This is a genomic window from Bradyrhizobium sp. FW305-F6, from assembly GCF_058782905.1.
Genome location: NZ_JBYSYD010000001.1, coordinates 2,297,563 through 2,321,565, shown reverse-complemented (window position 1 = coordinate 2,321,565; position 24,003 = coordinate 2,297,563). Strand labels below are relative to the sequence as shown.

21 protein-coding genes are annotated in these 24,003 nt (G+C 65.0%); 11 read left to right on the top strand and 10 right to left on the bottom strand.

Translation table 11 applies throughout. The features are described from left to right. Positions 1-178 precede the first annotated feature (178 nt). The 5 genes from AC3WLX_RS11145 to AC3WLX_RS11125 all read right to left on the bottom strand — a co-directional run bounded on the left by AC3WLX_RS11145 (position 179) and on the right by AC3WLX_RS11125 (position 6,695). Positions 179-1,570: a hypothetical protein gene (locus AC3WLX_RS11145; RefSeq protein WP_492335872.1), complete on the bottom strand. Its 1,392-nt coding sequence runs from the start codon at positions 1,568-1,570 to the stop codon at positions 179-181. Next, complete coding sequence (locus AC3WLX_RS11140; RefSeq protein ID WP_492335871.1) at positions 1,567-2,835, bottom strand: glycosyltransferase family 4 protein; 1,269 nt, start codon at positions 2,833-2,835, stop codon at positions 1,567-1,569. Before AC3WLX_RS11140 ends, AC3WLX_RS11145 begins: the two co-directional genes overlap by 4 nt. Before the next feature lie 30 nt (positions 2,836-2,865). Continuing rightward, positions 2,866-4,206: a hypothetical protein gene (locus tag AC3WLX_RS11135; protein ID WP_492335870.1), complete on the bottom strand. Its 1,341-nt coding sequence runs from the start codon at positions 4,204-4,206 to the stop codon at positions 2,866-2,868. Next, positions 4,206-5,471, bottom strand: coding sequence for a glycosyltransferase (locus AC3WLX_RS11130; RefSeq protein WP_492335869.1), 1,266 nt, complete (start codon positions 5,469-5,471; stop codon positions 4,206-4,208). The genes AC3WLX_RS11135 and AC3WLX_RS11130 overlap by 1 nt, the downstream gene beginning before the upstream one ends. A 120-nt stretch (positions 5,472-5,591) precedes the next feature. Further along, positions 5,592-6,695, bottom strand: a complete 1,104-nt coding sequence (locus AC3WLX_RS11125; protein WP_492335868.1) for a glycosyltransferase family 4 protein — start codon at positions 6,693-6,695, stop codon at positions 5,592-5,594. Positions 6,696-6,873: 178 nt separating this feature from the next. Between AC3WLX_RS11125 and AC3WLX_RS11120 the strand changes: the two genes are divergently transcribed. The 5 genes from AC3WLX_RS11120 (at position 6,874) to AC3WLX_RS11100 (ending at position 12,801) form a co-directional block, all read left to right on the top strand. Next, on the top strand, positions 6,874-7,761 hold the full coding sequence (locus tag AC3WLX_RS11120; RefSeq protein ID WP_492335867.1) for an aldose 1-epimerase family protein: 888 nt from the start codon (positions 6,874-6,876) through the stop codon (positions 7,759-7,761). Between the two features lie 297 nt (positions 7,762-8,058). After that, positions 8,059-9,705 carry a phosphoglucomutase (alpha-D-glucose-1,6-bisphosphate-dependent) gene (pgm, locus tag AC3WLX_RS11115; protein WP_492335866.1) on the top strand — a complete coding sequence of 549 codons (1,647 nt, stop codon included), beginning with the start codon at positions 8,059-8,061 and terminating at the stop codon, positions 9,703-9,705. A 299-nt stretch (positions 9,706-10,004) separates the two neighbouring features. After that, positions 10,005-11,054 carry an aromatic ring-hydroxylating dioxygenase subunit alpha gene (locus AC3WLX_RS11110; protein ID WP_492335865.1) on the top strand — a complete coding sequence of 350 codons (1,050 nt, stop codon included), beginning with the start codon at positions 10,005-10,007 and terminating at the stop codon, positions 11,052-11,054. A gap of 3 nt (positions 11,055-11,057) precedes the next feature. Continuing rightward, a complete protein-coding gene (locus AC3WLX_RS11105; RefSeq protein WP_492335864.1) occupies positions 11,058-11,810 on the top strand; it encodes a GntR family transcriptional regulator in 753 nt (250 codons plus the stop codon). 10 nt (positions 11,811-11,820) lie between these two features. After that, the gene (locus AC3WLX_RS11100; RefSeq protein WP_492335863.1) at positions 11,821-12,801 is read left to right on the top strand and encodes a PDR/VanB family oxidoreductase; all 981 of its coding nucleotides are present in this window, start codon (positions 11,821-11,823) and stop codon (positions 12,799-12,801) included. 197 nt (positions 12,802-12,998) lie between these two features. On the opposite strand, the gene AC3WLX_RS11095 is transcribed toward AC3WLX_RS11100, so the two are convergent. The 3 genes from AC3WLX_RS11095 to AC3WLX_RS11085 all read right to left on the bottom strand — a co-directional run bounded on the left by AC3WLX_RS11095 (position 12,999) and on the right by AC3WLX_RS11085 (position 16,622). Continuing rightward, positions 12,999-14,960: a putative bifunctional diguanylate cyclase/phosphodiesterase gene (locus AC3WLX_RS11095; RefSeq protein WP_492335862.1), complete on the bottom strand. Its 1,962-nt coding sequence runs from the start codon at positions 14,958-14,960 to the stop codon at positions 12,999-13,001. Positions 14,961-15,129: 169 nt separating this feature from the next. After that, on the bottom strand, positions 15,130-15,990 hold the full coding sequence (locus AC3WLX_RS11090) for a DMT family transporter (RefSeq protein WP_492335861.1): 861 nt from the start codon (positions 15,988-15,990) through the stop codon (positions 15,130-15,132). Between the two features lie 71 nt (positions 15,991-16,061). Next, positions 16,062-16,622, bottom strand: coding sequence for a TetR/AcrR family transcriptional regulator (locus AC3WLX_RS11085; protein ID WP_492335860.1), 561 nt, complete (start codon positions 16,620-16,622; stop codon positions 16,062-16,064). Between the two features lie 266 nt (positions 16,623-16,888). On the opposite strand from AC3WLX_RS11085, the gene AC3WLX_RS11080 reads away from it, so the two are divergent. Next, positions 16,889-17,812: a hypothetical protein gene (locus AC3WLX_RS11080; RefSeq protein ID WP_492335859.1), complete on the top strand. Its 924-nt coding sequence runs from the start codon at positions 16,889-16,891 to the stop codon at positions 17,810-17,812. Positions 17,813-17,824: 12 nt separating this feature from the next. Here the strand turns inward: AC3WLX_RS11080 and AC3WLX_RS11075 are convergent, their stop codons facing one another. Next, positions 17,825-18,190: a nuclear transport factor 2 family protein gene (locus AC3WLX_RS11075; RefSeq protein ID WP_492335858.1), complete on the bottom strand. Its 366-nt coding sequence runs from the start codon at positions 18,188-18,190 to the stop codon at positions 17,825-17,827. 99 nt (positions 18,191-18,289) lie between these two features. Between AC3WLX_RS11075 and AC3WLX_RS11070 the strand changes: the two genes are divergently transcribed. The 4 genes from AC3WLX_RS11070 (at position 18,290) to AC3WLX_RS11055 (ending at position 22,348) form a co-directional block, all read left to right on the top strand. Continuing rightward, positions 18,290-18,880 (top strand): TetR/AcrR family transcriptional regulator, encoded by a 591-nt coding sequence (locus tag AC3WLX_RS11070; protein WP_492335857.1) that lies wholly within the window; start codon positions 18,290-18,292, stop codon positions 18,878-18,880. Positions 18,881-18,932: 52 nt separating this feature from the next. Continuing rightward, positions 18,933-20,558, top strand: coding sequence for a GMC family oxidoreductase (locus AC3WLX_RS11065; protein WP_492335856.1), 1,626 nt, complete (start codon positions 18,933-18,935; stop codon positions 20,556-20,558). 26 nt (positions 20,559-20,584) lie between these two features. Next, the gene (hemC, locus tag AC3WLX_RS11060) at positions 20,585-21,565 is read left to right on the top strand and encodes a hydroxymethylbilane synthase (RefSeq protein ID WP_492335855.1); all 981 of its coding nucleotides are present in this window, start codon (positions 20,585-20,587) and stop codon (positions 21,563-21,565) included. 141 nt (positions 21,566-21,706) lie between these two features. Then, positions 21,707-22,348 carry a response regulator transcription factor gene (locus AC3WLX_RS11055; RefSeq protein ID WP_492335854.1) on the top strand — a complete coding sequence of 214 codons (642 nt, stop codon included), beginning with the start codon at positions 21,707-21,709 and terminating at the stop codon, positions 22,346-22,348. Between the two features lie 154 nt (positions 22,349-22,502). Here the strand turns inward: AC3WLX_RS11055 and hemE are convergent, their stop codons facing one another. Further along, on the bottom strand, positions 22,503-23,537 hold the full coding sequence (hemE, locus tag AC3WLX_RS11050) for a uroporphyrinogen decarboxylase (protein ID WP_492335853.1): 1,035 nt from the start codon (positions 23,535-23,537) through the stop codon (positions 22,503-22,505). A 106-nt stretch (positions 23,538-23,643) separates the two neighbouring features. On the opposite strand from hemE, the gene AC3WLX_RS11045 reads away from it, so the two are divergent. Further along, positions 23,644-23,859 (top strand): hypothetical protein, encoded by a 216-nt coding sequence (locus AC3WLX_RS11045; RefSeq protein WP_492335852.1) that lies wholly within the window; start codon positions 23,644-23,646, stop codon positions 23,857-23,859. The last annotated feature ends 144 nt before the right edge of the window (positions 23,860-24,003 follow it).

Genomic DNA, 24,003 nt, shown 5'->3' with positions numbered 1-24,003 from the left:
CGTGCGCGATCAGTTGGATTGCACAGCGGGCCGGCAGTCTGCCGTTTTGGTGGGCGGGTAGTTTGATAGATTCTATCGCGTGGGTTGTAGGAGAATTTTCACGAAAGAGGCTCCCAGTTCCGCACAGGAACCGAATCGGCAAGTCGGCGCGACCGTGTAGGGCGGGGCGGCGAGCTAGCTAGCCGCGGCGGGCCAGCATCAGGAAGTCTCCGCGCCAACCTATGATCGCGGTTGCGATCGCGGCAATCACGATCTTGCCGGCGAGCCATACCGCCGGTTCGGTCGGCGTCGCGCCGAGTGATCCGATCACGATTGCGGCCGCCAGCGCCTGCATGACCAGGGCCCAGCGCGGGAATGCCTGGAATCGCAGGGTTGGACCGAGTGCGGCCAGGATCGTCGCCAGCGTGGCGAGCGAGGCGCAGCCGACCGCCTGTCGCGGTGACAGGCCGGCCCACGCCGCGGCAAGCGCGACGGCCGAGACGATCGCGAGCTGGCCGGCCGCGACGGCCACGAGCCTGGTGGCGAGCTTCTCCAGGTGCGGTACGACCGCGACGGTCGCCTGGAGATGCGTATGCAGGAAGTAGAAGACGGCCACCGACGGCGCAGTCGCCAGGAAGCCATCAAGGCTCTCGCGCGGCACCAGAAGGCGTGCTGCGTCCGGAATGAAGCCGACCAGTCCGCCGAGCAGCACGAGGGTCGTGCAGATCATGAACTCGAACATACGTCGGGCCGATTGAACCGACTTCATGACGGTGCCGTGTTCGAAATCCTTGACCACATCGGGATAGCTCACGGTGTGGATCGCCGCATTGAGGACCCAGAACGGCCGTTGCAGCAAGTCGAGCGCGATCGAGAATCCGGCACCTGCTCCGGTCGCGCCCAGCCGGCCGATGATGATGATCCGGAGCAGCACCGGCACCGACAGATGGATGACGGATGCGCCCGCAGCGAGCATGCCGTAGCGGGCGAAAGTCTTCCAGTCGGCGAGCATCGTCTGCAAGGAAGCGCGTTGCAGCGGCGTGCGGTAAGCAACGAGGCCGGCGGCGAGCCCCAGCATGTGTCCGGCCGCAATCCCGAGCAGCGCAGCTTCGGCCGTTGCCGAGACCGCTCCCCCCGCCGTGGCGCCGGTCAGAAGCGCGGTGGCACGCAGCGCGAGAAGGGAGGAGGCGACGCCCAGCCGGTCGGACAGGCGGACCGACAGGAAGTACAGATCGGTCAGGCCTTGAAGCACCGCGATGCCGAGGCCCAGGATGATGATCCCGGCGGGAAGCGGACTGGCCAGAGCTGCGCAGCCGCCGACCGCGACGAGCGCGCCCGCACTGGACAGGCCTGCGGCAAACAGCGACCACCTCAGCCGAGCTGCCTCGTTCTCCCCGGCCGCCGCCAGAAAGCGCAGTCCGGCGAGCTGCAACCATTCGAACATAAGAACGCAGAGCAGCTGGCTCGAGGCCAGTGCCAGCGAAAAATTGGTGTAGGCGGCGGCGGGCAGCAGATGGCTGATCGCGAAGATCAGGACGATCGCCGCGGCGCTCTGATAGACGTAGCCCGCCATCGCGAAGAGGCGTGTCATCTCGGAATGAGGCGCTCCTTGCCGACGGTCCGGGGCGCTTCGGTCGTTGCTGCACGCACGCGGGACATTCGCTGCTCGCGCAACTGCTCATACAGATTCTTGTAGGATGACAGCACGTCGGCAAAGATCCATTTGTTGGTATCGGCGATCAGGCGCCGGCTGATCTCGTCGATCTTGTCGGGATCCGACGCGACTGCGAGCATGCTGTCGGCCAGCGATCGTGGATCGGCGTCGGTCAGCCAGCCGGTCACGCCATGCTCGATGACCTCGGGCATGCCGCCAAAGCGCGTTCCCAGCAGCGGCCTGCCGGCCGCCTTGGCGTCTGCGACGACGAGCGGACCAGGGTCGTGCCAGATCGACGGGGCAATCACCACGTCGACCTGCTTGTAGAAATCGTCCGGCACCACGAATCCCATGAACTCGATACGCGCATCCGGCGCGAGCGCCCTGAGGCGCCGTTGTTCCTCGTCGCTGACGCGACCGGCGATCAGCATCCGGATGCGATCCCGGGGCAGCATGGCAAGTGCCCGCATCAGATTGTCGATGCCCTTTTCCTCGGTGAGGCGGCCGATGAATCCGAACGTCACCTCCGTGGTGCAGACCGGACGGGGATAGGGTTCACGCGGCGGTTCGGTCGAGGCGTTGCGGATCACGGTACGGATCGGTGTCTCCGCGAATAGGCCCATGTCGGTGTGAATCGATAGCACGCGCTCGCTCACGCCGACCACGGCGCTGAGCCAATGGGTGGCCCGCTTGCGGTGAAAGGTCAGGATTCCGCAGCTCGTGCAGGTGTGCTCGCAAGACCGTCCCTTGTCGAAGCGGGAGCAGCGTGGACAGGTCAGATAATAGTCGTGAAGCGTATGCAGCACCGGGACGCCGAGCTGGGCGGCGACGCGCCAGATCGCGGTGGTCAGGCCCGACAGATTGTTGGAGTGCAGGACGTCCGGCTTGAAGGCTCGGATCCGCTCCGCGATCATGGGCGCCTGCATCTGCCAGTCGTCGACGGCGTGCCAGATGCTGCGCAAGGCGGCGTTCTTCTGCTCCGTGAAGGGCCGGTAGATGTTCCGTACCGGCGCGGAATGGACGTCGATACCGTTGCAGGTTTCGCGCCCTTGCTCAGGGGACGATGCGGCCCTGACCACCTCGACCTCGTCTCCACGTTGCACCAGGCCTTCGGCGAAGCGTCTTGCGAAGACCTCTGCACCCCCAACGATCTTGGGTGCCAGAGGCGTCGGATAAAGCGTGGACGTCAAAAGAACTTTCATCGCGTAACCTCATGGCTTGCAAAATCGCGCCTAGCGCGCGGGACGTATCTCCAGGGTGGGAATGGCACCGTCATTGGCAGCAATAAGAACCGGTGTGCTCGACACCGGGATCCAGGCTCCGGACGCGGGCTTCGCGGCCGAATCGCACGGCATTGCAAAGGTTGCGCCTTGCGCGTCGCCTTTGAGCCGGACTTCGTAGCGTCGCTCCGGAGCCTCGGACCAGACCGCAACTCTGCCGCCTGCCGCCGTCGATGCATTGATCGACACGACGCCGCTGGCGAGCTCGTGCCGCTCGGCGCTCAGGCTGGAGCGAATGAAGGCCCAGGCGCCGCGGGCTGCGCAAGCGACGGGCTTCGGCGAATTGTCGAAGCGATAGAGGCCGAAATTGTGCTCCAGGTCCGATGGATCCTTGCCGCTGTCCTTGAGCTCGTAGAGCCACATTCCCTTGAGCCAGCGCGTCGCCGTCGATGCCCACAGGATCAGCTGCGCGGTATTGTCGGCCTGGGCCTGCTCGCTGACGCCGCATTTGTTGGTGGTGGCCGTGGTCCACCCCGTCTCGGTGACATAGATCGGGAAGTCAGGGTTTCCGCTCGCCCGGCTCACGAGGCGATGGAACGCGGTCAGCCGTTCGATGATCTCGGCCGAGGTGCGTTTGCTCGGGCCCATGCAGAAATTGTAGAGATGGATCGAGGCGCCGTCGGCATATTGCAGGATGCCGGTCCGCAGCATCTTCTCTGTCCATGTCCAGCCCGGATCGTCGCCGAGCGCGCCCACCAGGAACGGCGCATTCGGCGCTACCCGCTTGACCACCGGTCGGACGGCTTGCGCCAGCGCCAGATAGTTCTCGGGCGAGAAGGCGGCATCTTTCTTCGCAGCCAGATTCCACTCGTTCCAGAGTTCGAACAGCGGATGCTGCGCCACGACGGACTGCGCCGCCGCCGCCGCATAGTCGGCGAACCGCTGTCGCGCTTCGTCGCTGGTCGGCGGGGAGGAATTCGGCACCAGATGGTGGCCGAAGGCGAGGATCAGGAGCGGGCGCGCCACGCCCGACTTGACCTGCGCTTCGAGCCTGCCGAGCCGGGGCGTGAAACCCATTCGGCGCTCACCCGTCTCGAAATCCGACCAGGGAAAATCGTCGCGAAAGGCATTGAAGCCGAGTTGCTTGATCTGGCCGACGTTCTCCGCAGGCACGTAGCCGCGCGCGCTCACCGGGCCGCCCAACCCCTGATGGGTGCCGACCCCGAGCAGGAATCGGGCTTCGAGCGGTTGCGCCTGTTGTGCGCAGACCGAGGCCGGCAGGAGAAAGTATGCGATGAGGCTCGCGATGCGGACGGCGTCGCGAATCGAGGAGCGGGGGTGGGGCGGAGCCATCAGAAGTTCTTGGAGAGATCCGATTGCAATCCCGCCTTCGCCTCGACCGGCGTCCGGTCGTCATGGAGAAGATCGGCATAGACCTGCTGCAATTGTCCATGCGTCTTCTGAACGTCATACAGCTGCTTGAAGCGGTCGTAGCCGCGCTGTCCGAGCACTCTCAGATCGAGATCGAGAGCGCGCCGGAAGCCGTCGACGAGCGGCTGGACCTCGACGGGCTCGCAAAGTACGCCCGTTACGCCATCGACGACGATCTCGGGCAACGCGCCGCTCCGGAACGCCAGGATGGGCTTGGCTGCGCGCATGGCTTCCAGGGCAACGAGGCCAAAAGCCTCCCAGCGTGACGGAATCACGACGAGGTCTGCGGCCTCGAGCTGGGTCTCGATGGCCGGGCGGTCGAGCCAGCCCAGCAGCGCCACGTTGGAAGGGACCGTCGGGCCTTCGTACTTGTTGACGACCGAGGCCCCGATCATGCGGACGTCCAACACGTCCTCGAGCGAGCGGGCCGCTTCGATCAGCAGGTCAAAGCCCTTCTGCCGGTCCAGGCGTCCGATGAACAGGACCTTGACCTTTTTGGACGTCCACTCCGCCGCGACGGGCTGAGGGTTGCGGCTCTTCGAGATGCCATTGTGGACGATGGTGAGGCGATCGGCACGAATCCCCGCGCGGATCGCTTCGTTATACTCGTCACCCGAAATGCAGATGATCCGGTCCGACGTCCGCGCGAGAAGATTCTCCGCAGCCTTCGTCACTAGATGGCTGAGGCGACCGGTCTCGCGTGAAAATGCCCAGCCGTGTGGGCAGTAGACCACGTGCGGGCCGCCCGAGCGGGCCGCCAGTGCAGGACGGAGCACCAGTCCCGCAAAGGAGGAATGCAGATGCACCACGTCCGGCCGGAAGGCGTCGAGGGCTTGCATGCTTGCGCGCAGCATCTGGAATAACCCGGAGACGCTGCGGCCGGACCGCTCGAATGTCGTAATCTGATTGTCATCGACCGCGCCGAGATCGCGGCGATGATCCGAAGGCACGACATAGTGCAAATTGTCGGCGCCGAAGCTTGCCTGTTGCTGTGGATGCAGCTCATTCAGGTAACTGGCGATTCCGCCGCGGATCGTCTCGGCGATGTGCAGCACTTTCATCGTTTGCCTCGCAGGCGCGTTGGAGAGCCGGACATCGTGTAGCCTCGTTCTGTGTTCGCTAGTGCGAACCACAGTTCCTCCAATACATAGCGACATTGGGGCAGCGATATGGTGATGTTGCGCCAAGCTGTGCGTGCTTGCGATGATCTCAAGAAGAAGCGCTCCAACGGAACCAGCCGCGGAGCCGCCAGTTGCAAAGTGTTTGTGCAAAAACCGTTGCGCGCGATAGGCGAACTGCGCCGAATTTCAAGCAGCGCTGGCGATATTCACTGGCGCTGCAAGACGATCGAGCAGTGCCTGCGCTGATTTCGTCCACGAATAAAATGCTACGCGGTCTTGCTGCCGCATGCGCTCCTGGTCCGAGATCGGGCCGATTGCCAGTCTTTCGAGCATGAGCTGCTTCAAAGCGTCGGCATCGCTGGCGCGAAAATACGCAGCCGCGTCGCCACAGGTCTCCACGACGGCGTCAGCTGTCGAGGCAATGACGGGACAGCCGAACAGCATGGCCTCCAGCGGCGGCACGCCGAATCCTTCGTAGAGCGAGGGAAACACGAATGCCGAGGCATGCGCGTACAATGCTGCGATCTCGCTGTCGGTCAGGCGGCCGGTAAGCACCAGGCCGGCAGATGCTTCGCCCGAATTGTCCTGAAACACCTTGCTGTTATCGCCTCCGACGATCACCAGTGGAACGTCGGGCCGGTCGAGCAGCTGGGTGGCGCGGATTGCGACGGACAGATTCTTGTTCTTGGTTCTGGAGCCAACGAACAGGAAAAACTTCCGCGGCCGAACGCCAAGCCGGGCAAGTATGCCGTGATCGGGTTTGGTGGCGGCAAAGTGTTCGGCGCTGTTGGGGAAGACCGCAATGCTCGATGCCGCCAGATTCAGCACTTCGGCAAGCTCGCTGCGGGAAAATGCCGATACCGTCGCGATGCTGGCGTGTCGGGCGAGCAGCCGTCCCATCGTGCGATGAACGGCCAGATAGCGCCAGTTGAAGAAATCGGGCCTGCGAAAGACTTGGGCGTCGTGAATGACGACGATGTGGTCGCGATGGAAGATCGGACCGGAGTTTGCCAGGCTGATCAAGCGGCCACCGGCAGCGGCGCGCGCGAGCTCGACCTGATCCCACGCGTGCCCATGCAACCGGCCGACCGCGCGAATCTTGATCCGATCGAGCTCGAGTCTCTCGCTTGCATCCGAGGGCGTCAGCAACTGCCAATCTGCATGGCGCAGCGAGGCCGGGGTCTGCTCCGAGGCCAGCAACACGTCGATCGCCTTGACCATTTCAGCGGCATAACGCTGAACGCCCGTGAGCTTTTGCGACAGAAAGCGGCCGTTGATGAAGATCTTCAATTCGCTACCACGATGGCTGTTGGGAGTCCCTGCCGGATTCGCGGGAGCTCGGTGTAGGAACGGCAAGTGAGCAATCGTAAGGTACGGAAATATGACGCAGCCCGGCATGGCTCCGTGGCGCCGCCTGCATGGCCCGCCTCGCCTTGCTGTGTGCGGGCCTGCGGTGTAGAGGTCGGCCATGACCGACGATACCCACGCTCTCCGCAGCGGCTCCCTCACGGCAACCGTCAAGGCGCACGGCGCCGAGCTGTGCTCGTTGAAGGACGGCGGCGTCGAATTCCTTTGGCAGGCGGGACCGCAATGGCCGCGACACGCACCGCTGCTGTTTCCGATCGTCGGTCGCCTTGCCAATGACGAATTGCGGCACCGGGGCAAGACCTATCGGATGACCCAGCACGGCTTTGCGCGCGACAGCCGCTTTGCGTGGGCAGAACGCGGCGAGAGCCGCTGCACCCTGGTGCTCGATGACAATGAGACGACACGCGAGCTCTATCCGTTCCCGTTTCGCCTCACGGCCGCCTATGCGCTCGACGAATCAGGTCTCGACCTGACGTTCACGATCGCCAACACCGGCAAGGAGACATTGCCGGCCTCGATCGGCGGCCATCCCGCCTTCATCTGGCCGCTGCAGCCGGGCGCGGCAAAGCAGGACTATGCGCTGACTTTCGAGCGCGCGGAGCCGTCTCCGGTCCGTCGTCTCGATGCCGGGCTGCTGCGGCCGGCGGCAGAACCGAGTCCGGTCGAAGGCGACGCGCTTGCCTTGACCGAATCCCTGTTCGTCGATGACGCCATCATCTTCGACCGCATCGACAGCCATTCGGTCCGATACGCCCGGGGGCAGGGCGCGTCGACCGGGCCGTGGCTGAAGATGTCATGGCGCGGCTTTCGCGAACTCGGCGTCTGGTCGAAACCGTCGGGCGCACCGTTCCTCTGCATCGAGCCCTGGCGCGGCCATGCCAGTCCCGCCGGCTTCCAGGGCGAGTTCACCGACAAGCCGGGCCTGATGCACATCGCTGCCGGCGCGGAAGAGCAATTGTCGTTCCGCATCGAGGTCGGTTCGTCCTGATTTCAGGCGGGCCAGTCCAAGACCTCGATGGGTGTGAGCCGGTGACGGGCGCCACCCGCGCAGAAGAAGCTTCCGAAGCTGGCTTCCGCTCGTCCGTCCGTCCGCGCATCCATAGCAAGCCAGGTCATCAGAACGACCAGACCTGTGAAAGGCCTTCAAGTCCGGAAGCCCCGATCCCCCGACCTTTGCATGATCCCAGGAACGCCTTCCCCCTCGCGCGTGTTGTGCCCTTGGCGGGGGCCGAGCCGATGCTATGGTGCTCTGCTATCTCTGTTGCGACAGAACGAGGATATTCCAGTGGCTGATGTTCATCCCGCGGCGGGCAAGCAGGCTGCGCCGGACGCGCTCACCAACATTCCGCGGCTGGTCACGGCCTATTTCGCCGGCAAGCCCGATGCATCGGATCCGGCGCAGCGCGTGGCCTTCGGCACGTCGGGCCATCGCGGCACCTCGTTCAAGAATACCTTCAACGAAGGCCACATCCTCGCAACCACGCAGGCGATCTGCGACTACAGACAGGAAAAGGGCCTGACCGGCCCGCTCTTCATCGGCATCGACACCCACGCCCTGGCCGAGCCGGCACTGGTCAGCGCCATCGAGGTGTTCGCCGCCAACGGTGTCGAGGTCATGATCGACAAGGACGGCGGCTACACGCCGACGCCCGTCATCTCCCACGCCATCCTCACCTACAACAAGGGCCGCACCTCTGGCCTCGCCGATGGCGTCGTCATCACGCCCTCGCACAATCCCCCCGAGGACGGCGGCTACAAATACAATCCGCCGCATGGCGGCCCGGCCGATACCGACGTCACCGGGATCGTCGAGAAGCGCGCCAATGCCTATCTCGCGGCTGGCCTCGAGGACGTGAAGCGGATCGACTATGCCAGGGCGCGCAAGGGCGCGAACGTGCACCCTTACGACTTCGTCACGCCGTACGTCGCCGACCTCGGCAACGTCGTCGATCTCGATCTCGTCAGATCCGCCGGCGTCAACATCGGCATCGATCCGCTTGGCGGCGCCGCCGTGCATTACTGGCATCCGATCATCGAGCGCTACGGCCTGAAGGCGACAGTGGTGAACGAGGCGATCGACCCCACATTCCGCTTCATGACGGTGGACTGGGACGGCAAGATCCGGATGGACTGCTCCTCGCCCTATGCCATGGCGAGCCTGATCGCGATGCGCGACCGTTTCGACGTCGCCTTTGCCAACGATACCGATGCCGATCGCCACGGCATCGTGACGCGCACCGGCGGCCTGATGAACCCGAACCATTATCTGGCGACCGCGATCTCCTATCTGTTCGCGCACCGCCCAAACTGGAACAAGGACGCCGCAATCGGCAAGACCGTGGTGTCGAGCTCGATCATCGACCGCGTCGCCAAAAAGCTCGGCCGCAAGCTGGTCGAGACGCCGGTCGGCTTCAAATGGTTCGTCGACGGGCTCCTCACCGGCGGCTTCGGCTTCGGCGGCGAGGAGAGTGCAGGGGCCTCGTTCCTGCGCCGCGACGGCACGGTGTGGACCACCGACAAGGACGGGATCATCCTCGGCCTGCTCGCGGCCGAGATCATGGCCAAGACCGGCCGCGATCCCAGCCAGCTCTTCGGCGAACTCACCGCCGAGTTCGGCATGCCCCATTACGCGCGCATCGACGTCGCCGCGACCGGGCCGCAGAAGAACATCCTGAAGTCGGTCACACCCGAGCAGCTCGGCCTCAAGGAGCTCGCCGGCGATCCGGTTCGCGCAACGCTGAGCAAGGCCCCCGGCAACGGCCAGCCCTTCGGCGGCATCAAGGTCGAGACCGATTTCGGCTGGTTCGCCGCAAGGCCGTCCGGCACCGAAGACGTCTACAAGATCTACGCCGAAAGCTTCCGCAGCCCCGAGCATCTGAAGAAGATTCAGGAAGAAGCGCAGGCGGGGCTGGCGAAGGTGTTCGCGGCCTAGCTGCAGGGCGCAAGCCTCTCCTGCCGTCCCCTGGATGTTAGCCCCATCCTCCGCTCGGGCCGCAGTCACCGCTGTCATTCCCCGCGAAGGCGGGGAATCCAGTACTCCGCGGCGATCATGCGTTCAGACAATTTCCGCTTCGGAGTACCGGATCGTCCGCCTTCGCGGGCGACAGAGGCGTCTTTTTGTATACATGAAGTCAGAATTAGGTATTATGTTACGCTAATTTTGCTCTTGAACGTTTCCATGCCTCAATTATTGTATACATAACGCATACATAAGCCGTGGGAGCGAGACCAATGACAAAGCCCTTCCCCATGAACGCCTGGTACGCCGCCGCGTGGGACGCGGACGTCAAGCCGGCGCTGCTGCCGCGGACGATCTGCGGCAAGCATGTCGTGATGTATCGCAAGGCGGACGGCACGGTGGCCGCGCTGGAGGATGCCTGCTGGCATCGCCTGGTGCCGCTGTCCAAGGGCCGGCTCGAAGGCGATACCGTCGTCTGCGGCTATCACGGCCTCAAGTACAATGCGCAGGGCCGCTGCACCTTCATGCCGTCGCAGGAGACCATCAACCCCTCGGCCTGCGTCCGCGCCTATCCCGTGGTCGAGCGTCACCGTTACGTCTGGCTCTGGATGGGCGATCCCGCGCTCGCCGATCCCGCGCTGGTGCCAGACCTGCACTGGAATCACGATCCGGCCTGGGCCGGTGACGGCAAGACCATCCACGTCAACTGCGACTACCGTCTCGTGCTCGACAATCTCATGGACCTCACGCACGAGACCTTCGTGCACGGCTCCTCCATCGGCAATGACGCCGTCGCGGAGGCGCCGTTCGACGTGACCCATGGCGAGAGGACGGTGACGGTGACGCGCTGGATGCGAGGCATCGAGCCGCCGCCGTTCTGGGCCAAGCAGCTCGGCAAGCCCGGCCTCGTCGATCGCTGGCAGATCATCCGTTTCGAGGCGCCGTGCACCATTGCCATCGACGTCGGCGTCGCTCCATCAGGCACCGGTGCGCCGGAAGGCGACCGCTCGCAAGGCGTCAACGGCTTCGTGCTCAATACCATCACGCCGGAGACCGAGAAGACCTGTCACTATTTCTGGGCCTTCGTCCGCAACTATCGGCTTGGCGAGCAGCGCCTCACCACCGAAATCCGCGAGGGCGTCTCCGGCATCTTCCGCGAGGACGAGCTGATCCTCGAAGCCCAGCAGCGCGCGATGGACGAGAACCCGGATCGTATCTTCTACAACCTCAACATCGACGCCGGCGCGATGTGGTCGCGCAAGCTGATCGACCGGATGGTGGCGAAGGAAAACGCGCCACAGCACCTTCAGGCTGCGGAGTAGACCATGGCCGACCGTGAGATCGACCGCTCCGTCTCGCAGACCGTGAAGGCGCAGCTCGCGCTGCGCGACCAGATCCTGTCGGGCGCCCTGCGTCCCGGCGAGCGCATCTCCGAGCTGCAGGCGGTGGAGACGACAGGCGCCTCGCGCACGCCGGTCCGCATGGCGCTGGTGCGGCTGGAGGAGGAGGGCCTGTTGGAGGCGATCCCCTCCGGCGGCTTCATGGTGAAGGCGTTTTCCGAGCGCGACATCTCCGATTCGATCGAGCTGCGCGGCACGCTGGAAGGCTTGGCGGCGCGCTTTGCCGCGGAGCGCGGCGTCTCCGCGCGCGAGCTCGAGCCGCTGAAGGAGTGCCTGGCCGCGATCGACGAGCTGCTGGCGCAGGTGCCGATCTCGGTCGATGCCTTCTCGTCCTATGTCGCGCTGAACGCGCGTTTCCACGCCCAGCTCACGGAACTGTCGCGCAGCCCGCCGCTGATTCGCCAGATCGACCGCGCCTCGGCGCTGCCGTTTGCATCCCCGAGCGGCTTCGTGATGGCGCAATCGGCATTGCCCGAGGCGCAGCAGATCCTGATCATCGCCCAGGAGCACCATCGCGTCGTGATCGACGCCATCGAGAACCGCGAAGGCGCGCGTGCAGAAGCCATCATGCGCGAGCATGCCCGGCTCGCGGTGCGAAACCTGCGGCTCGCGCTGCGCAACCGGACCCATCTCGACCTGTTGCCGGCGCTCGCGCTGATCAAGACCGCAACCGATTGAGGCAATCACCATGCGCTTCATCGAGACCTGGATTCCGTCGACCCTCGTGTCGATCCGCGACCTTGCGCCCGGCATCCGCGAATTCCTGATCAAGCCCGACCGGTTCGACGTCACGGGCTATCCGGTCGGCAGCCACATCAATGTCAGCGTCAACATCGGCGGCCAGCCGGAGACGCGCTCCTATTCGCTGGTCGGCGAAGCCTCGCCGGACGGCTTCAAGATCGCGGTGCGCCGCGCCGACGATTCCCGCGGCGGCTCGCGCTACATGTGGTCCTTGCAGCCGGGCGCGCGGCTCGACATCACCCAGCCCGCATCGCTGCTCGCCGTCGACTGGTCGCGCGAAAAATACTGCCTGATTGCCGGCGGCATCGGCATCACGCCGATCCTCGGCGCCGCGCAGGCGCTGGCGCGGCGCGGGGCGGACGTTGTCCTGCACTATGCGGTGCGTTCGCGCGGCGAGGCCGCCTATCTCGATGAGCTCGCCGCAACGCTCGGCGACCGCCTCGTCGTCCACGCGGGCGACGAGGGCAGGCGGCTCGATCTCGACGGCTTGTTCGCTTCACTGCCGCAGGGAACGCTGGCCCTGTTCTGCGGCCCCATGCGCATGCTCGACGCCGCGCGCCATGCCTGGATCGAGGCCGGCCATCCGCTCCCCGATCTCCGCTACGAGACCTTCGGCTCCAGCGGCACCTTGCCGACCGAGACTTTTCGCGTGCGATTGAGGGACTCCGATGTCGAACTCGAGATCCCCCGCGAGCGCTCGATGCTGGACGTGCTCAACGCCACCGGCCACGAAGTGTTGTTCGACTGCAAACGCGGCGAATGCGGCCTTTGTGCCATCGACGTGGTCGCGGTCGACGGCCAGATCGACCATCGCGACGTCTTCTTCAGCGACCACGAGAAGCAGAGCAACCACAAGATCTGCGCCTGCGTCTCCCGCGCGCGGGGCACGATCACGGTGGATACGCTGCTAAGGGCGGATGCGGTTTAGCCGAGTTCTGTGGCCTGTTAGGGAGCAACAGACCGCGCCGCGGACTCCACCTCTCCCGCTTGCGGGCGAAGTCGCGCCGAAGGCGCGGGTGAGGGTTCTCTCCTCTGGAGGAATCCCGCCGTGGAAACAACCTCTCCCGCAAGCGGGCGAGGGGGCCCACCGTCCTCGTGGCTGGCACCTAGGCTCCGTCTGAGTTCCTACGCCGCGTAAGTCGCGCGCGGCTTCCTCGTCTCCAGCAGCGCCATCACCGCATCCGCGGCCACCGGCCGGCTGATCAGATAGCCCTGCACCTCGTCACAACCGATCTGCCGCAGATATTCCAGCTGACCGGTGGTCTCGACACCCTCCGCGACCACGCCGATCCGCAGATCGCGTGCAAGCGAGACCACCGACTTCACGATCGCGGCGCAATCCGGCTGAGCCAACATGTCGCGGATGAAGGACTGGTCGATCTTGATGCGGCTGAACGGCAGCTTGCGCAGGTAGGTCAGCGACGAGAACCCCGTGCCGAAATCGTCGAGTGCCACGGTAACGCCGAGCTGCAGCAACGCTTTCAGGATCGAGGCGGCCGAACCGTACTTCGACAGCAGCATCGATTCGGTGATCTCGATCTCGAACCGGCTCGGAGACACCTTGGCATCGGCGAGCGCCTGCACGATGGTCTGGAGAATGCCCGCGTTGTGAAATTGCGCTGCCGAGAAGTTCACGGCGACCCTGACCTCTTCCGGCCACTCGGCAAGCGTGGCGCAGGCGCGGCGGATCACCCATTCGCCGATCTCCTGGATCAGCCCGGTCTCTTCCGCGATCGGGATGAACTCGCTCGGCGGCACCAGTCCGCGCGTCGGATGCTGCCAGCGCAGCAGTGCCTCCAGGCCCGTGACCTCGTTGGTGCCGAGATCGAGGAACGGCTGGAACACCAGGAACAGCTCGTTTCGCGCGATCGCACCAGCGAGGTCCGCTTGCAGCGCCTTGCGGTCGCGTGACACCCTGTCGTCGGCTTCCTCGAAGAAGCGGATCGTGCCGGTTCCCGCCTTCTTGGCGCGGTAGAGCGCGGCATCGGCATTCTTCATGAGGTCGAGCGGCGTGTTGCCGTCGCGCGGCGCCAGCACGATGCCGACGCTGGTCGCGCCCACGACCCGGCGGCCTTCGATGGGGAATGGCTCGGCGAACGCCGCGACGAAGCGCTCGGCGATATCGAGCGCATCCTCCGGCCGCGCCAGATTCGCCATCACCAGCGCGAACTCGTCGCCGCCGATGCGGGCGACGTGCTCGCCGGCGCGCGTGCAGCGTTGCAGCCGGCTTGCAACCTGGATCAGGAATTCGTCGCCGGCGGGATGGCCGAACTGGTCGTTGACATCCTTGAAGCGGTCGAGATCGAGCAGCAGCACCGCGAACTCCTCGCCGGAGAGCAACTGTCGTTTCAAGGCTGCATCGAGCGTCTCGTTGAAGGCGACGCGGTTGGGCAAATGGGTGAGGGGATCGAGCCGCACCGTGCGCTCGGCCTCGATCTGCCGCATCACGCGCCGCGCGAAGGCGAACGAGTTGACGAAGACGCCGCGCAGCAGCACGCTGCCATACACTACGACGAGAAAGGCGATCAGCACGAAGGCCATGTCGCCGTTCCTGCCGAGGCAGATCGCAATGCCGACGAAGATCGGCGCCGTGAAGGCGATGGCCGCGATCGGGATGGTGGCGAAGGCCAGTGCGCCGCCGGCCAGCATGCCCGAGCACAGGCAGGTGATGACGAGCTGCCCGCCGGTCGAAGCATCGGCGAAGAAAGCGACCGGGACGATGCCCCAGGCCACGCCGAGGATGAAGGCGTTCCGCACCAGGCGGTGCATGGTACGACGCGAGACGAATTGCGGCTTGATGATGCGGCGCGAAGAGCGCGATTGCAGGCCGAATCCGATCGCGGCGGCGGCGACGGTAACGGCCCAGATCAGCGCTAGGGTTCTGTCCGGCGACTGCCACAGCGCGATCGCGAGCACGATGGCGTTGCAGGCGTTGCCGAGCATGATGCCGACCGAATAGCCCAGCACCAGCGACATCTGCTCGGCGCGGATATGGCCCGCCATGGCTTCGTCGGTTGCTGGACCGCCAAAGGTAGACAGATCGCCGGCGAACAGCCGGGCGACGTAATTGGTCGTTCTAGTCCGCATTCGATAGCCTAGCAGCATCGGCCGTTGTCCGGCTCGATCGGGAGAATTCGTTGCAAACCTTTGACGAACTATGAATTATCCCCGATCGCCACGCCGGCCGCGACCACTTCTGCGTGTTCGTCACGCAGTATCGATAACAAATCGATACAAATCCCCGGCAGGCCGGACATCAAGCGGGGCGAGGGCGCGGCCCCAGCTGGGTGATGGCGACCCCCGACATCGCGAGCAGCCCGCCGACGATCAGCTTCGGCGTCAGTCGGTCGCCGAGAAACAGTACGCTCGAGAGCAGGGCGAAAACCGGAAGCAGCAGACCGAAGGGCGCGACGCGCACCATCGAGCAACGGGCGATCAGCCAGAACCAGAGACCAAAACCGATTATTCCCCCCACGAAGATCGTGTAGGCGAGCGCCAGCCAGCCCCGTTCGCCCGCCGCCGCAAGGCTCGCCGCTTGTCCATATTCCAGCAGCAGCGACATCAGCATGACCTGCGGCACCGTGAGCAGCGACGACCATCCCATCAGCATCAAAGGGTCAAAGGGGCCGTAGCGTTTCGTCAGCACGTTGGATACCGCGAAGGCGAAAGCCGCTCCGACCACGAGCAGCAGTGGAAGCGGGTTGGTGGACTGGCCCGGCTCCGCCGCCAGCACGGCCACGCCGACGAATGCAAGCATCACTCCGGCGCAGGTGGCAAGTGACGGTCTCTCCGCCAGCAGCGGCCAGGCCAACAGGACCGTGAAGGGCGTGGCGAGTTGGTATGCGACGGCCGACATGCTTCCCGAGCCGAGCCCGAGGCCAACGTAGAAGAGCCCGAAATTCAGTCCGCCCAGGAAAAGCGAAATGGCTGCGACCGGGCCGAGCTGTCGACGCGTGGGCCTGGCGACGAACGGCACAAGCAGCAGTGCTATGGCCAGAAAGCGCAGTGCGAGGAAGAAGAGCGGCGGAAACTCCGCAACGCCTACCTTGATGGCCACGAACTGATAGCCCCAGATCAGGGGAACGGCGATCGCGCAGACGATCTGGATGGCAGACATGGCGCACGTCCTTTTAAAGACTGATCAGTCCAAATATATGCGTAACCATCAGCGGGAGCGTCACGGCGTGATTACCTGACGAAACGGCCGATGAGAGCGTCGACGGCCGCCTGCGATGTGGTCCGTGGCGGTGCCGTTTTGCCGACCACACGCAGCCCTTCGACGAAACAGACGAGAATTCGCGCGGCCGTTGCGGGCTCGACGCCATCGGCCAACCTGCCCGCCGCTTTCGCGCGGGACAAGGTCTCCGTCACCTTGGTTTCCATCGCCTTGAAGAATCTTGCAACGCGCCGACCGACGTCGGCATCTCCGCCAGCCAATTCCATGGCCGTCGCCACCAGGAGGCATCCGCGCCGGCCGTTGCTTCCGCTGGTGCGCTCGACGTAGCCGACCAGGTAGGCCCGCAGGCCGTCGACCGGATCGTTCCGGGGATCGAATTCGACATCCATCCGCGCCAAGGCATCCGCGATGTAGCGATCGAGCGCGCGCAAGAAGAGCGAATGCTTGTCGCCGAAAGCGGCGTAGAGACTGCCCCGCGACAGCTTGGTCGCGCGAAGGAGATCTGGCAGCGCCGTGGCGTGATAGCCGCGCGACCAGAACACGTCCATCGCGCGTTCGACGGCAGCGTCCACGTCGAAACTTCGCGGCCGGCCACGGGGCATCGGCGCTGGCGTGTTTTGCCTCATGCAGATATATAGACCGATCAGTCGTTAAATGACAAGTCCCCTCGCAATCGCCGCGCCCCGCCGCTGCGTTGCTGTGTGTGCTCGTCAGCGGATCGGGACGTCCCCCTGATTGCGTGATACGTTTCCCGGACCGATCAGGCGACCGTGCGCCGCGTCGGAAGGGATGCGTTCGAATTTCCGAGGGCCTGTGCATGAGCGAGCCTTCAGCCGACGTGTCGGCAACGGTCGAATACACGATGGACAAATGGCGGATGGACCGCCTTCCCTGGGCCATGTGGGCTTGCGTCGCCGGCCTCGCGGTCGCGCTTCATGCCGAGAGCCGCGGCCAGCATGGCGCGGTTTTGGCCGTCGTCTATGTGGCTCTGCTGGGGCTGGCGTTCGCAGGTTATGCACTCACGACCCTGATCGGACGGTCCGGCCTGCCGTTGCTTCTCGAATTGTTGATCGGCCTCCTGGTCCTGATCATCGTCTCCGGCGTCATCGGTGTGATCAGCGTGCTGGTCGGCGGGACAAGCGGCCGCTCCAGCTACGTCGGCGCCATGCGCAGCCTCTATTGGAGCCATCTCGTGAATCCATCGCTGAACGTTTTCGGCTGGATGCTGCTGTATCTGGGGTTCGGATGGATCGCGTTTTCAGCCTACCGCCACTTCTACGCGGATCGGGCGGTCATCTCCATGTCTTCCGCGGGCATCCGGTTTCACAGGCCGTGGCTCAAGGGTCTCTTCATTCCCTGGCAGGAGGTGCACGGAGTGGGCCATCTCGTCGTTCCCGGCATCTCGGGTGTGCCGTACGTCAGTTCACATGCTGCGGCCGTTACGGTCGATCGGGACTTCTATGAGCAGCACATCGCCTCTAAGCGCAGCTTCTTCGCGCCACCCGGGACTGAAGCCATGTTTCAGCCGAAAGGCGAGATGATGCAGGTGGTGCTGAGCAGTGCCGACATGACCGTCAAGCCGGAAGATTTTCTCGGGCCCGCCGAGGCGCGATGGAAGGCATTTCGGGATCAACCGGCGCCGCCATCCCAACGCGGCGGCACCGTCTTCTACGGACGCTGGTCGATCGACGGCTCTCGGTGGCAGGCCGTCCGGTTTCTTGCACCTCTGATCGGCCTGGCCGCGGTCATGCTGTATCGATAGGCGCGATCCTGCTCACCGTCCGAGTTGCTTCGGGTCGTAGAAGAACCGCTCCTCGATGATCTCGTTGCCTCGCCAGGTCTGCCAGGCGATCTCCTCCAGCGTCCGCGTGACGCCTTCGGCGCTGGTGAAGGAGAATTTCCAGCGGCTGGCGACGATGTCGCCATCGATCAGGCTTGGGCCGATGCGCACGGCAGTAACCTGCTTGAACGCCGCCAGTACGCCACGTTCCTTGTCCGCGAGCTTGTCGCGCCCGATCACCGGTGCGGCGAGATTCTCGTAGGTCGCGGCATCAGGCGTGTAATAGTCGAGGATCGCTCCGACAAAGTCGCCATCCTCCAGCCGCTTCGCAAAGGCTTCGACGATCTCACGGCTCGGCATGACGCACCTCAAGAAATAACCGACTGGTGGTCGGTAAATACCGACCGACGGTCTAAAAGTCAACTGGTGGCCCGAGCCCAATTCGACTAGACGAGACCCATGGCCAAGCAAGCGGAGCGGCGGGCGGCGACATCGGAGGCGATCCTGACGGCGGCGCGGCGCCTGTTCGGGACGCAGGGCTTTGCCGCGACCACCATGGACGAGATCGCGGAAGGAGCCGGCGTCGCCAAGGGCGCGGTCTATCATCACTTCAAGACCAAGGAAGCCGTGTTCGAAGCCGTGTTCGACCAGGTCTCGCGCGATCTCGTGGTCGAGATCGACCGCACGGCACGCGCCGAGAAGGACGTGCTCGCCGCCATGGTTGCCGGCACGCAGCACTACTTCGCCGCGACCGCGAAGGGGGCGACCGGACAGATCATCCTGCGCGACGGGCCGGCCGTGCTCGGCTGGGAGCGCTGGCGCGAGATCGACGCGCAGCATTTTGGCGGCAAGCTGCCGCGCGCTCTCTCGACTGCAATGGAGCAGGGCCTGATCGCGCGCCAGCCGGTCGAGCCGCTGGCGCGGCTGCTGCTCGGCGCGGTGACGGAGGCTGCGGTCGCCTGCGCCGGCCGCACAGATATCGCAAGGGCAGGCGCGGAATACGCCCGTGCGTTCAAGTCGCTGGTCGAGGCGCTGCGCGTCAAGCCATGATCGTGCTACTCAGAACTCGAAACGCCCTCGTCAACAAGAAGAACAGTCGCGCATGACCGCAAATTCCGCCCTTGCACCGTCAGATCCCGAGTTCGACTACATCATCGTTGGTGCCGGCTCCGCCGGCTGCGTGCTCGCCAACAGGCTCTCCGCGAACGGCAAGCACAGCGTGCTGCTGCTCGAAGCCGGCCCGAAGGATTCCAACATCTGGATCCACGTGCCGCTCGGCTACGGCAAGCTGTTCAAGGAGAAGACCGTCAACTGGATGTACCAGACCGAGCCGGAGCCCGAGCTGAAGGGCCGTCAGGTGTTCCAGCCGCGCGGCAAGACGCTGGGCGGGTCGAGCTCGATCAACGGGCTGCTCTATGTCCGCGGCCAGCACGAGGACTATGACCGCTGGCGCCAGCTCGGCAATACCGGCTGGGGCTATGACGACGTGCTGCCCTATTTCAAGAAGGCCGAGAACCAGTCGCGCGGCGCCGACCAGTATCACGGCACGGGCGGACCTCTGCCGGTGTCCAACATGATCGTGACCGATCCGCTGTCGAAGGCCTTCATCGACGCCGCGGTCGAGACCGGCCTGCCCTACAATCCCGACTTCAACGGCGCGACGCAGGAAGGCGTCGGCCTGTTCCAGACCACGACGCGCAACGGCCGCCGCGCCTCGACGTCGGTGGCCTATCTCGGTCCCGCGAAGGCGCGCAGCAATCTCAAGATCGAAACTTCCGCACACGCCCAGCGTCTGTTTTTCGAAGGACGCCGCGCCGTCGGCGTCGAATACCGGCAAGGCGCCGCCTTGCGCCGCGCCCGTGCGCGCAAGGAGGTCGTGCTGTCGAGCGGCGCCTACAACTCGCCGCAGCTGCTCCAGCTCTCCGGCGTCGGCCCCGGCGATCTGCTGCGCCAGCACGGCATCGACGTGGTGCTGGACGCCCCGGGCGTCGGCCGCGATCTCCAGGACCACATGCAGGTCCGCATCGTGATGCGCTGCTCACAGAAGATCACGCTCAACGACACGGTCAATCATCCGTTTCGCCGCACCATGGCCGGCGCGCGCTATGCCCTGTTCCGCAAGGGCTGGCTGACGATCGCAGCCGGGACGGCAGGCGCGTTCTTCAAGACCAGCCCGCGCCTGGCTTCGCCCGATATCCAGGTGCACTTCCTGCCGTTCTCGACCGACAAGATGGGCGAGAAGCTGCACGCCTTCTCCGGATTCACCGCCTCGGTGTGCCAGCTCCGGCCCGAGAGCCGAGGCACCTTGCGCATCAGGAGCGCCGACCCGAGCGTGCCGCCGGAGATCCGCATCAACTACATGTCGACCGAGACCGACCGCACCACCAACGTCGAGGGCTTGAAGATCCTGCGCAAGATCCTGAACGCGCCGGCGCTGAAGCCGTTCGTGGTCAGCGAATACGATCCCGGTGAGAAGGTATCGACGGACGCCGAGCTCCTGGATTATTGCCGCGAGCGCGGCAGCACCATCTATCATCCGACCTCGACTTGTCGTATGGGCAACGACGCGCTCGCGGTGGTCGATCAGCGGCTGAAGGTGAGGGGGCTCGACGGCCTTCGCGTCGTCGATGGCTCGGTCATGCCGGACCTCGTCTCCGGGAACACCAACGCGCCGATCATCATGATCGCCGAAAAGGCCTCCGACATGATATTGGAGGATGCGCGCTGACCCGCGATCATTGAGAGGACCACGACTTGGCTACGCGACTGAAGATCGGCACACGCAAGAGCGCCATGGCGCTGGCGCAGACGGAAGAGATCGCGCGCCGCCTCGTCGCCGCCGTGCCCGGTCTCGACGTCGAGATCGTCAAGTTCGACACCACGGGCGATCTCGACCAGACCAGCAAGCTGCTGCCCCACGGCGGCAAGGGCGGCGCCTTCGTGGCGCAGATCCGCGCCGCCGTGCTGTCGGGCGAGCTCCAGGCGGCTATGCATTCGCTGAAGGACATGCCGGGCAACGAGGATACGCCGGGTCTCGTCATCGGTGCCACGCTGTCGCGCGATCCGCCCGGTGATGCGCTGGTGCTGCGCGACGGCGTGACCCTTGAGGCGCTGCGCCAGTCCCGTGGCAAGGGCTTCAAGATCGGCACAAACGCCGTGCGTCGGGCAGCCTATGTGCGGCGCCTGTTTCCGGAGGTGGAGGTGATCCACTTCCGCGGGGCAGCCGACACGCGCGTGCGAAAGCTCGACAACGGCGAGAAACAACGGCTACCCGACGGCGGCACGGTCGGACCGGCCGATGCACTGATCATGGCTCGCTCGGGCCTCAATCGTGTCGGCTTGTCCGGCCGCATTGGCTATGAATTCACGGCAGCGGAGATGTTGCCCGCGGCAGGGCAGGGCATCGTCGCCGTCGAATGCGCCGTGCAGGACTGGCAGACGCGACAAATCCTTTCGTCGATCGACGATCCGGCCGCACGTGCCTGTGCCGACGCCGAGCGCGAGGTGCTGTGGGTGCTCAACGGCCATTGCAATTCGCCTGTGGCGGCATTTTCGACCGTCATTGTCGATCGGATGGCGCTGACGGCGTCCGTGCTCGACCTCTCCGGCAACACCATCATTGAGGCCGGGCGCGATGGCTTCGCCAATCGTCCGCGCGAGCTCGGCCGTGCGGTGGGATTGGACCTGCTGGCGAAGGGTGCGGCGGAGATCATCGAGCGCAGCCGGCCGCGCTGAAAGCGTTAATTCCGGCCTAATCTGCTGCAATTTTACGCGAACTTGTCGTTATTTGGTCGCGAACCGTCTTGGTGACTTTCGCTTTTCCTGCCGCGGCACTCAGCGCATAGCAGTTGCGGTTTGAACGGAAAGGCGACGACGATGACGGAGAACGAGGTATTCATTCTCGAAGACGATCTGACGACGCGCGCGATGTTGAGGGTCGTCCTCGAAAGAGCAGGCTATCGGCCGGTTTTCTTCGCCGATGGCGAAGCACTGATCGCGAAGGCGCGAAATGCCTCGCCGGCATGCATTCTTCTCGATCTGTGTCTGCCGGGAATTTCGGGGCTGGATGTCCTTGGACAACTGACCGATCGAACCTGTCCGGCCCCGATCCTCATGGTGTCGGGTCAGGGCGATATTCCGACCGCCGTGCATGCACTTCACATCGGAGCGGCTGATTTCGTCGAGAAGCCATTCAGTCCGGCAGACCTGGTTGCGCGAATCGCGTCGGCCGGCGGCGGCCAGCCGGCGCATTCAGCAAACCCGGTCGAGCATTTCAAGCAATCGCGAGGACTGACCAAGCGCGAGTGCCAGGTGCTGGATCATCTGATCGCGGGGGCATCGAGCAAGGCGATCGCGCGGAAGCTTGGCATCAGTCCGCGGACGATCGAGGATCACCGCGCCCGGATCATGCAGAAGGCCGGCGTCAAGACGACCGCGCAGCTTTCGATCATGGCCTTCAAGGGGGCGCAGGCCTCGAAGGAGCGCTTCACCGCCTCGGGGCGCCGCACCGTTCACTGATGGCGCGGGTGGTGATGCCCGCGCGCTCCTGTTTTGCCCGACGTGTCAAGGCGCGCCTGAGCCGGTCATGCAGGTCGAGCGTTTTCAACGGCTTGCCTACTGTGCATGGGGTTGTTTTCGTGTTTTTGCGTCCGCCCCATCGGGGGCGGACGGATTACCCCCGCACGCGCTTGATCATCTGCTCGACATGGGCGATCGGCGTTTCCGGCTGGATGCCGTGGCCGAGGTTGAAGATGAACCGTCCTTGCGCGAAGTTCGCCAGCACGTCGTCGACCGCGCGGTCGAGCGCGGCGCCGCCCGTGATCAGCACGAGCGGATCGAGATTGCCCTGCACGGCGACCTTGCTCTGCACGCGTTCGCGGATGAAGGCCGGCTCCGCGGTCCAGTCGATGCTGACCGCGTCGACGCCGGTCGCCTCGACATAGCCGGGCAGCAGCGCGCCCGCGCTGCGCGGAAAGCCGATGATCTTCGCATCCGGCACCTTGGCCCGCACGCCCTCGACGATGCGCCGCGTCGGCTCGGTCGACCAGCGCGCGAACTCGGCCGGCGGCAACACGCCGGCCCAGGTGTCGAAGATCTGCAGAGCGTCGGCGCCGGCGGCGAGCTGCGCCAGCAGGTACTCGATCGAGCTGTCGACCACCGCGTCGATGATTCTCGAGAACGCTTCGGGATGGCGGTAGGCCATCATCCGGGCCGGCGCCTGGTCGGGTGTGCCGTGGCCGGCGACCATGTAGGTCGCAACCGTCCACGGCGCGCCGCAGAAGCCGATCAGTGCGACCTTGGGATCGAGCGCGCCGCGCACCAGCTTCAGCGCATCGAATACCGGCTGAAGCTTGCCGAGATCCGCGCGCGGCGCCAGCGTCGCGACCTTGGCGGGATCGTCCAGCGGCTCGAGCCGCGGGCCCTCGCCGGCCTCGAACCGCACCTCACGTCCGAGCGCATAAGGGATCACCAGAATGTCGGAGAAGATGATCGCCGCATCGAAGCCGAACCGGCGGATCGGCTGCAGCGTCACCTCGGCGGCAAGCTCTGGGTTGAAGCAGAGATCGAGGAAGCCGCCCGCCTTGGCGCGCACCTCGCGATATTCCGGCAGGTAGCGCCCGGCCTGGCGCATCATCCACATGGGCGGGATGGCTTGGCGCCGGCCGGAGAGCACGTCGATGAAGGGTTTCGTCGGAGACTGGGGCACCAAGGATCCTGCAGAAGGTGAGGGCCCTTGATACACCGCCGCGGTCCTCAGCGGAACAGGGGAACCAGGACAATCGAGCCGCGTTGACCCGCCGATGGAGGAGATCATGGCTGAGACATTCAATCCCGCCCCGCACGACAAGCATGCCGACGATCTACACGAGGCCCTCGCCGCCGATCGGCAGTCCAAGCTCGACTCCGGGCTGAAGGATACGTTCCCGGCCTCCGATCCTGTGAGCGCCGCGCAGCCGACCCCCTCGAAAGCCGATGCTGATGCCGACAGTCCCTCGCTCTGGGGCAAGGTCAAGCGGATCTTCAGCTAGAAGGCGGGAGGCCGGATTCCGACGGGTTCGCTAACGCCCTGTTAGCGATGGGCTGATTGCGGTGTCCGTAGGACTACTGGAACCGGGGCGGATCTCGCCCGGCTTCAGGAGTGATTTCAGAGTTCACCGATAGAAGCGGCAGAG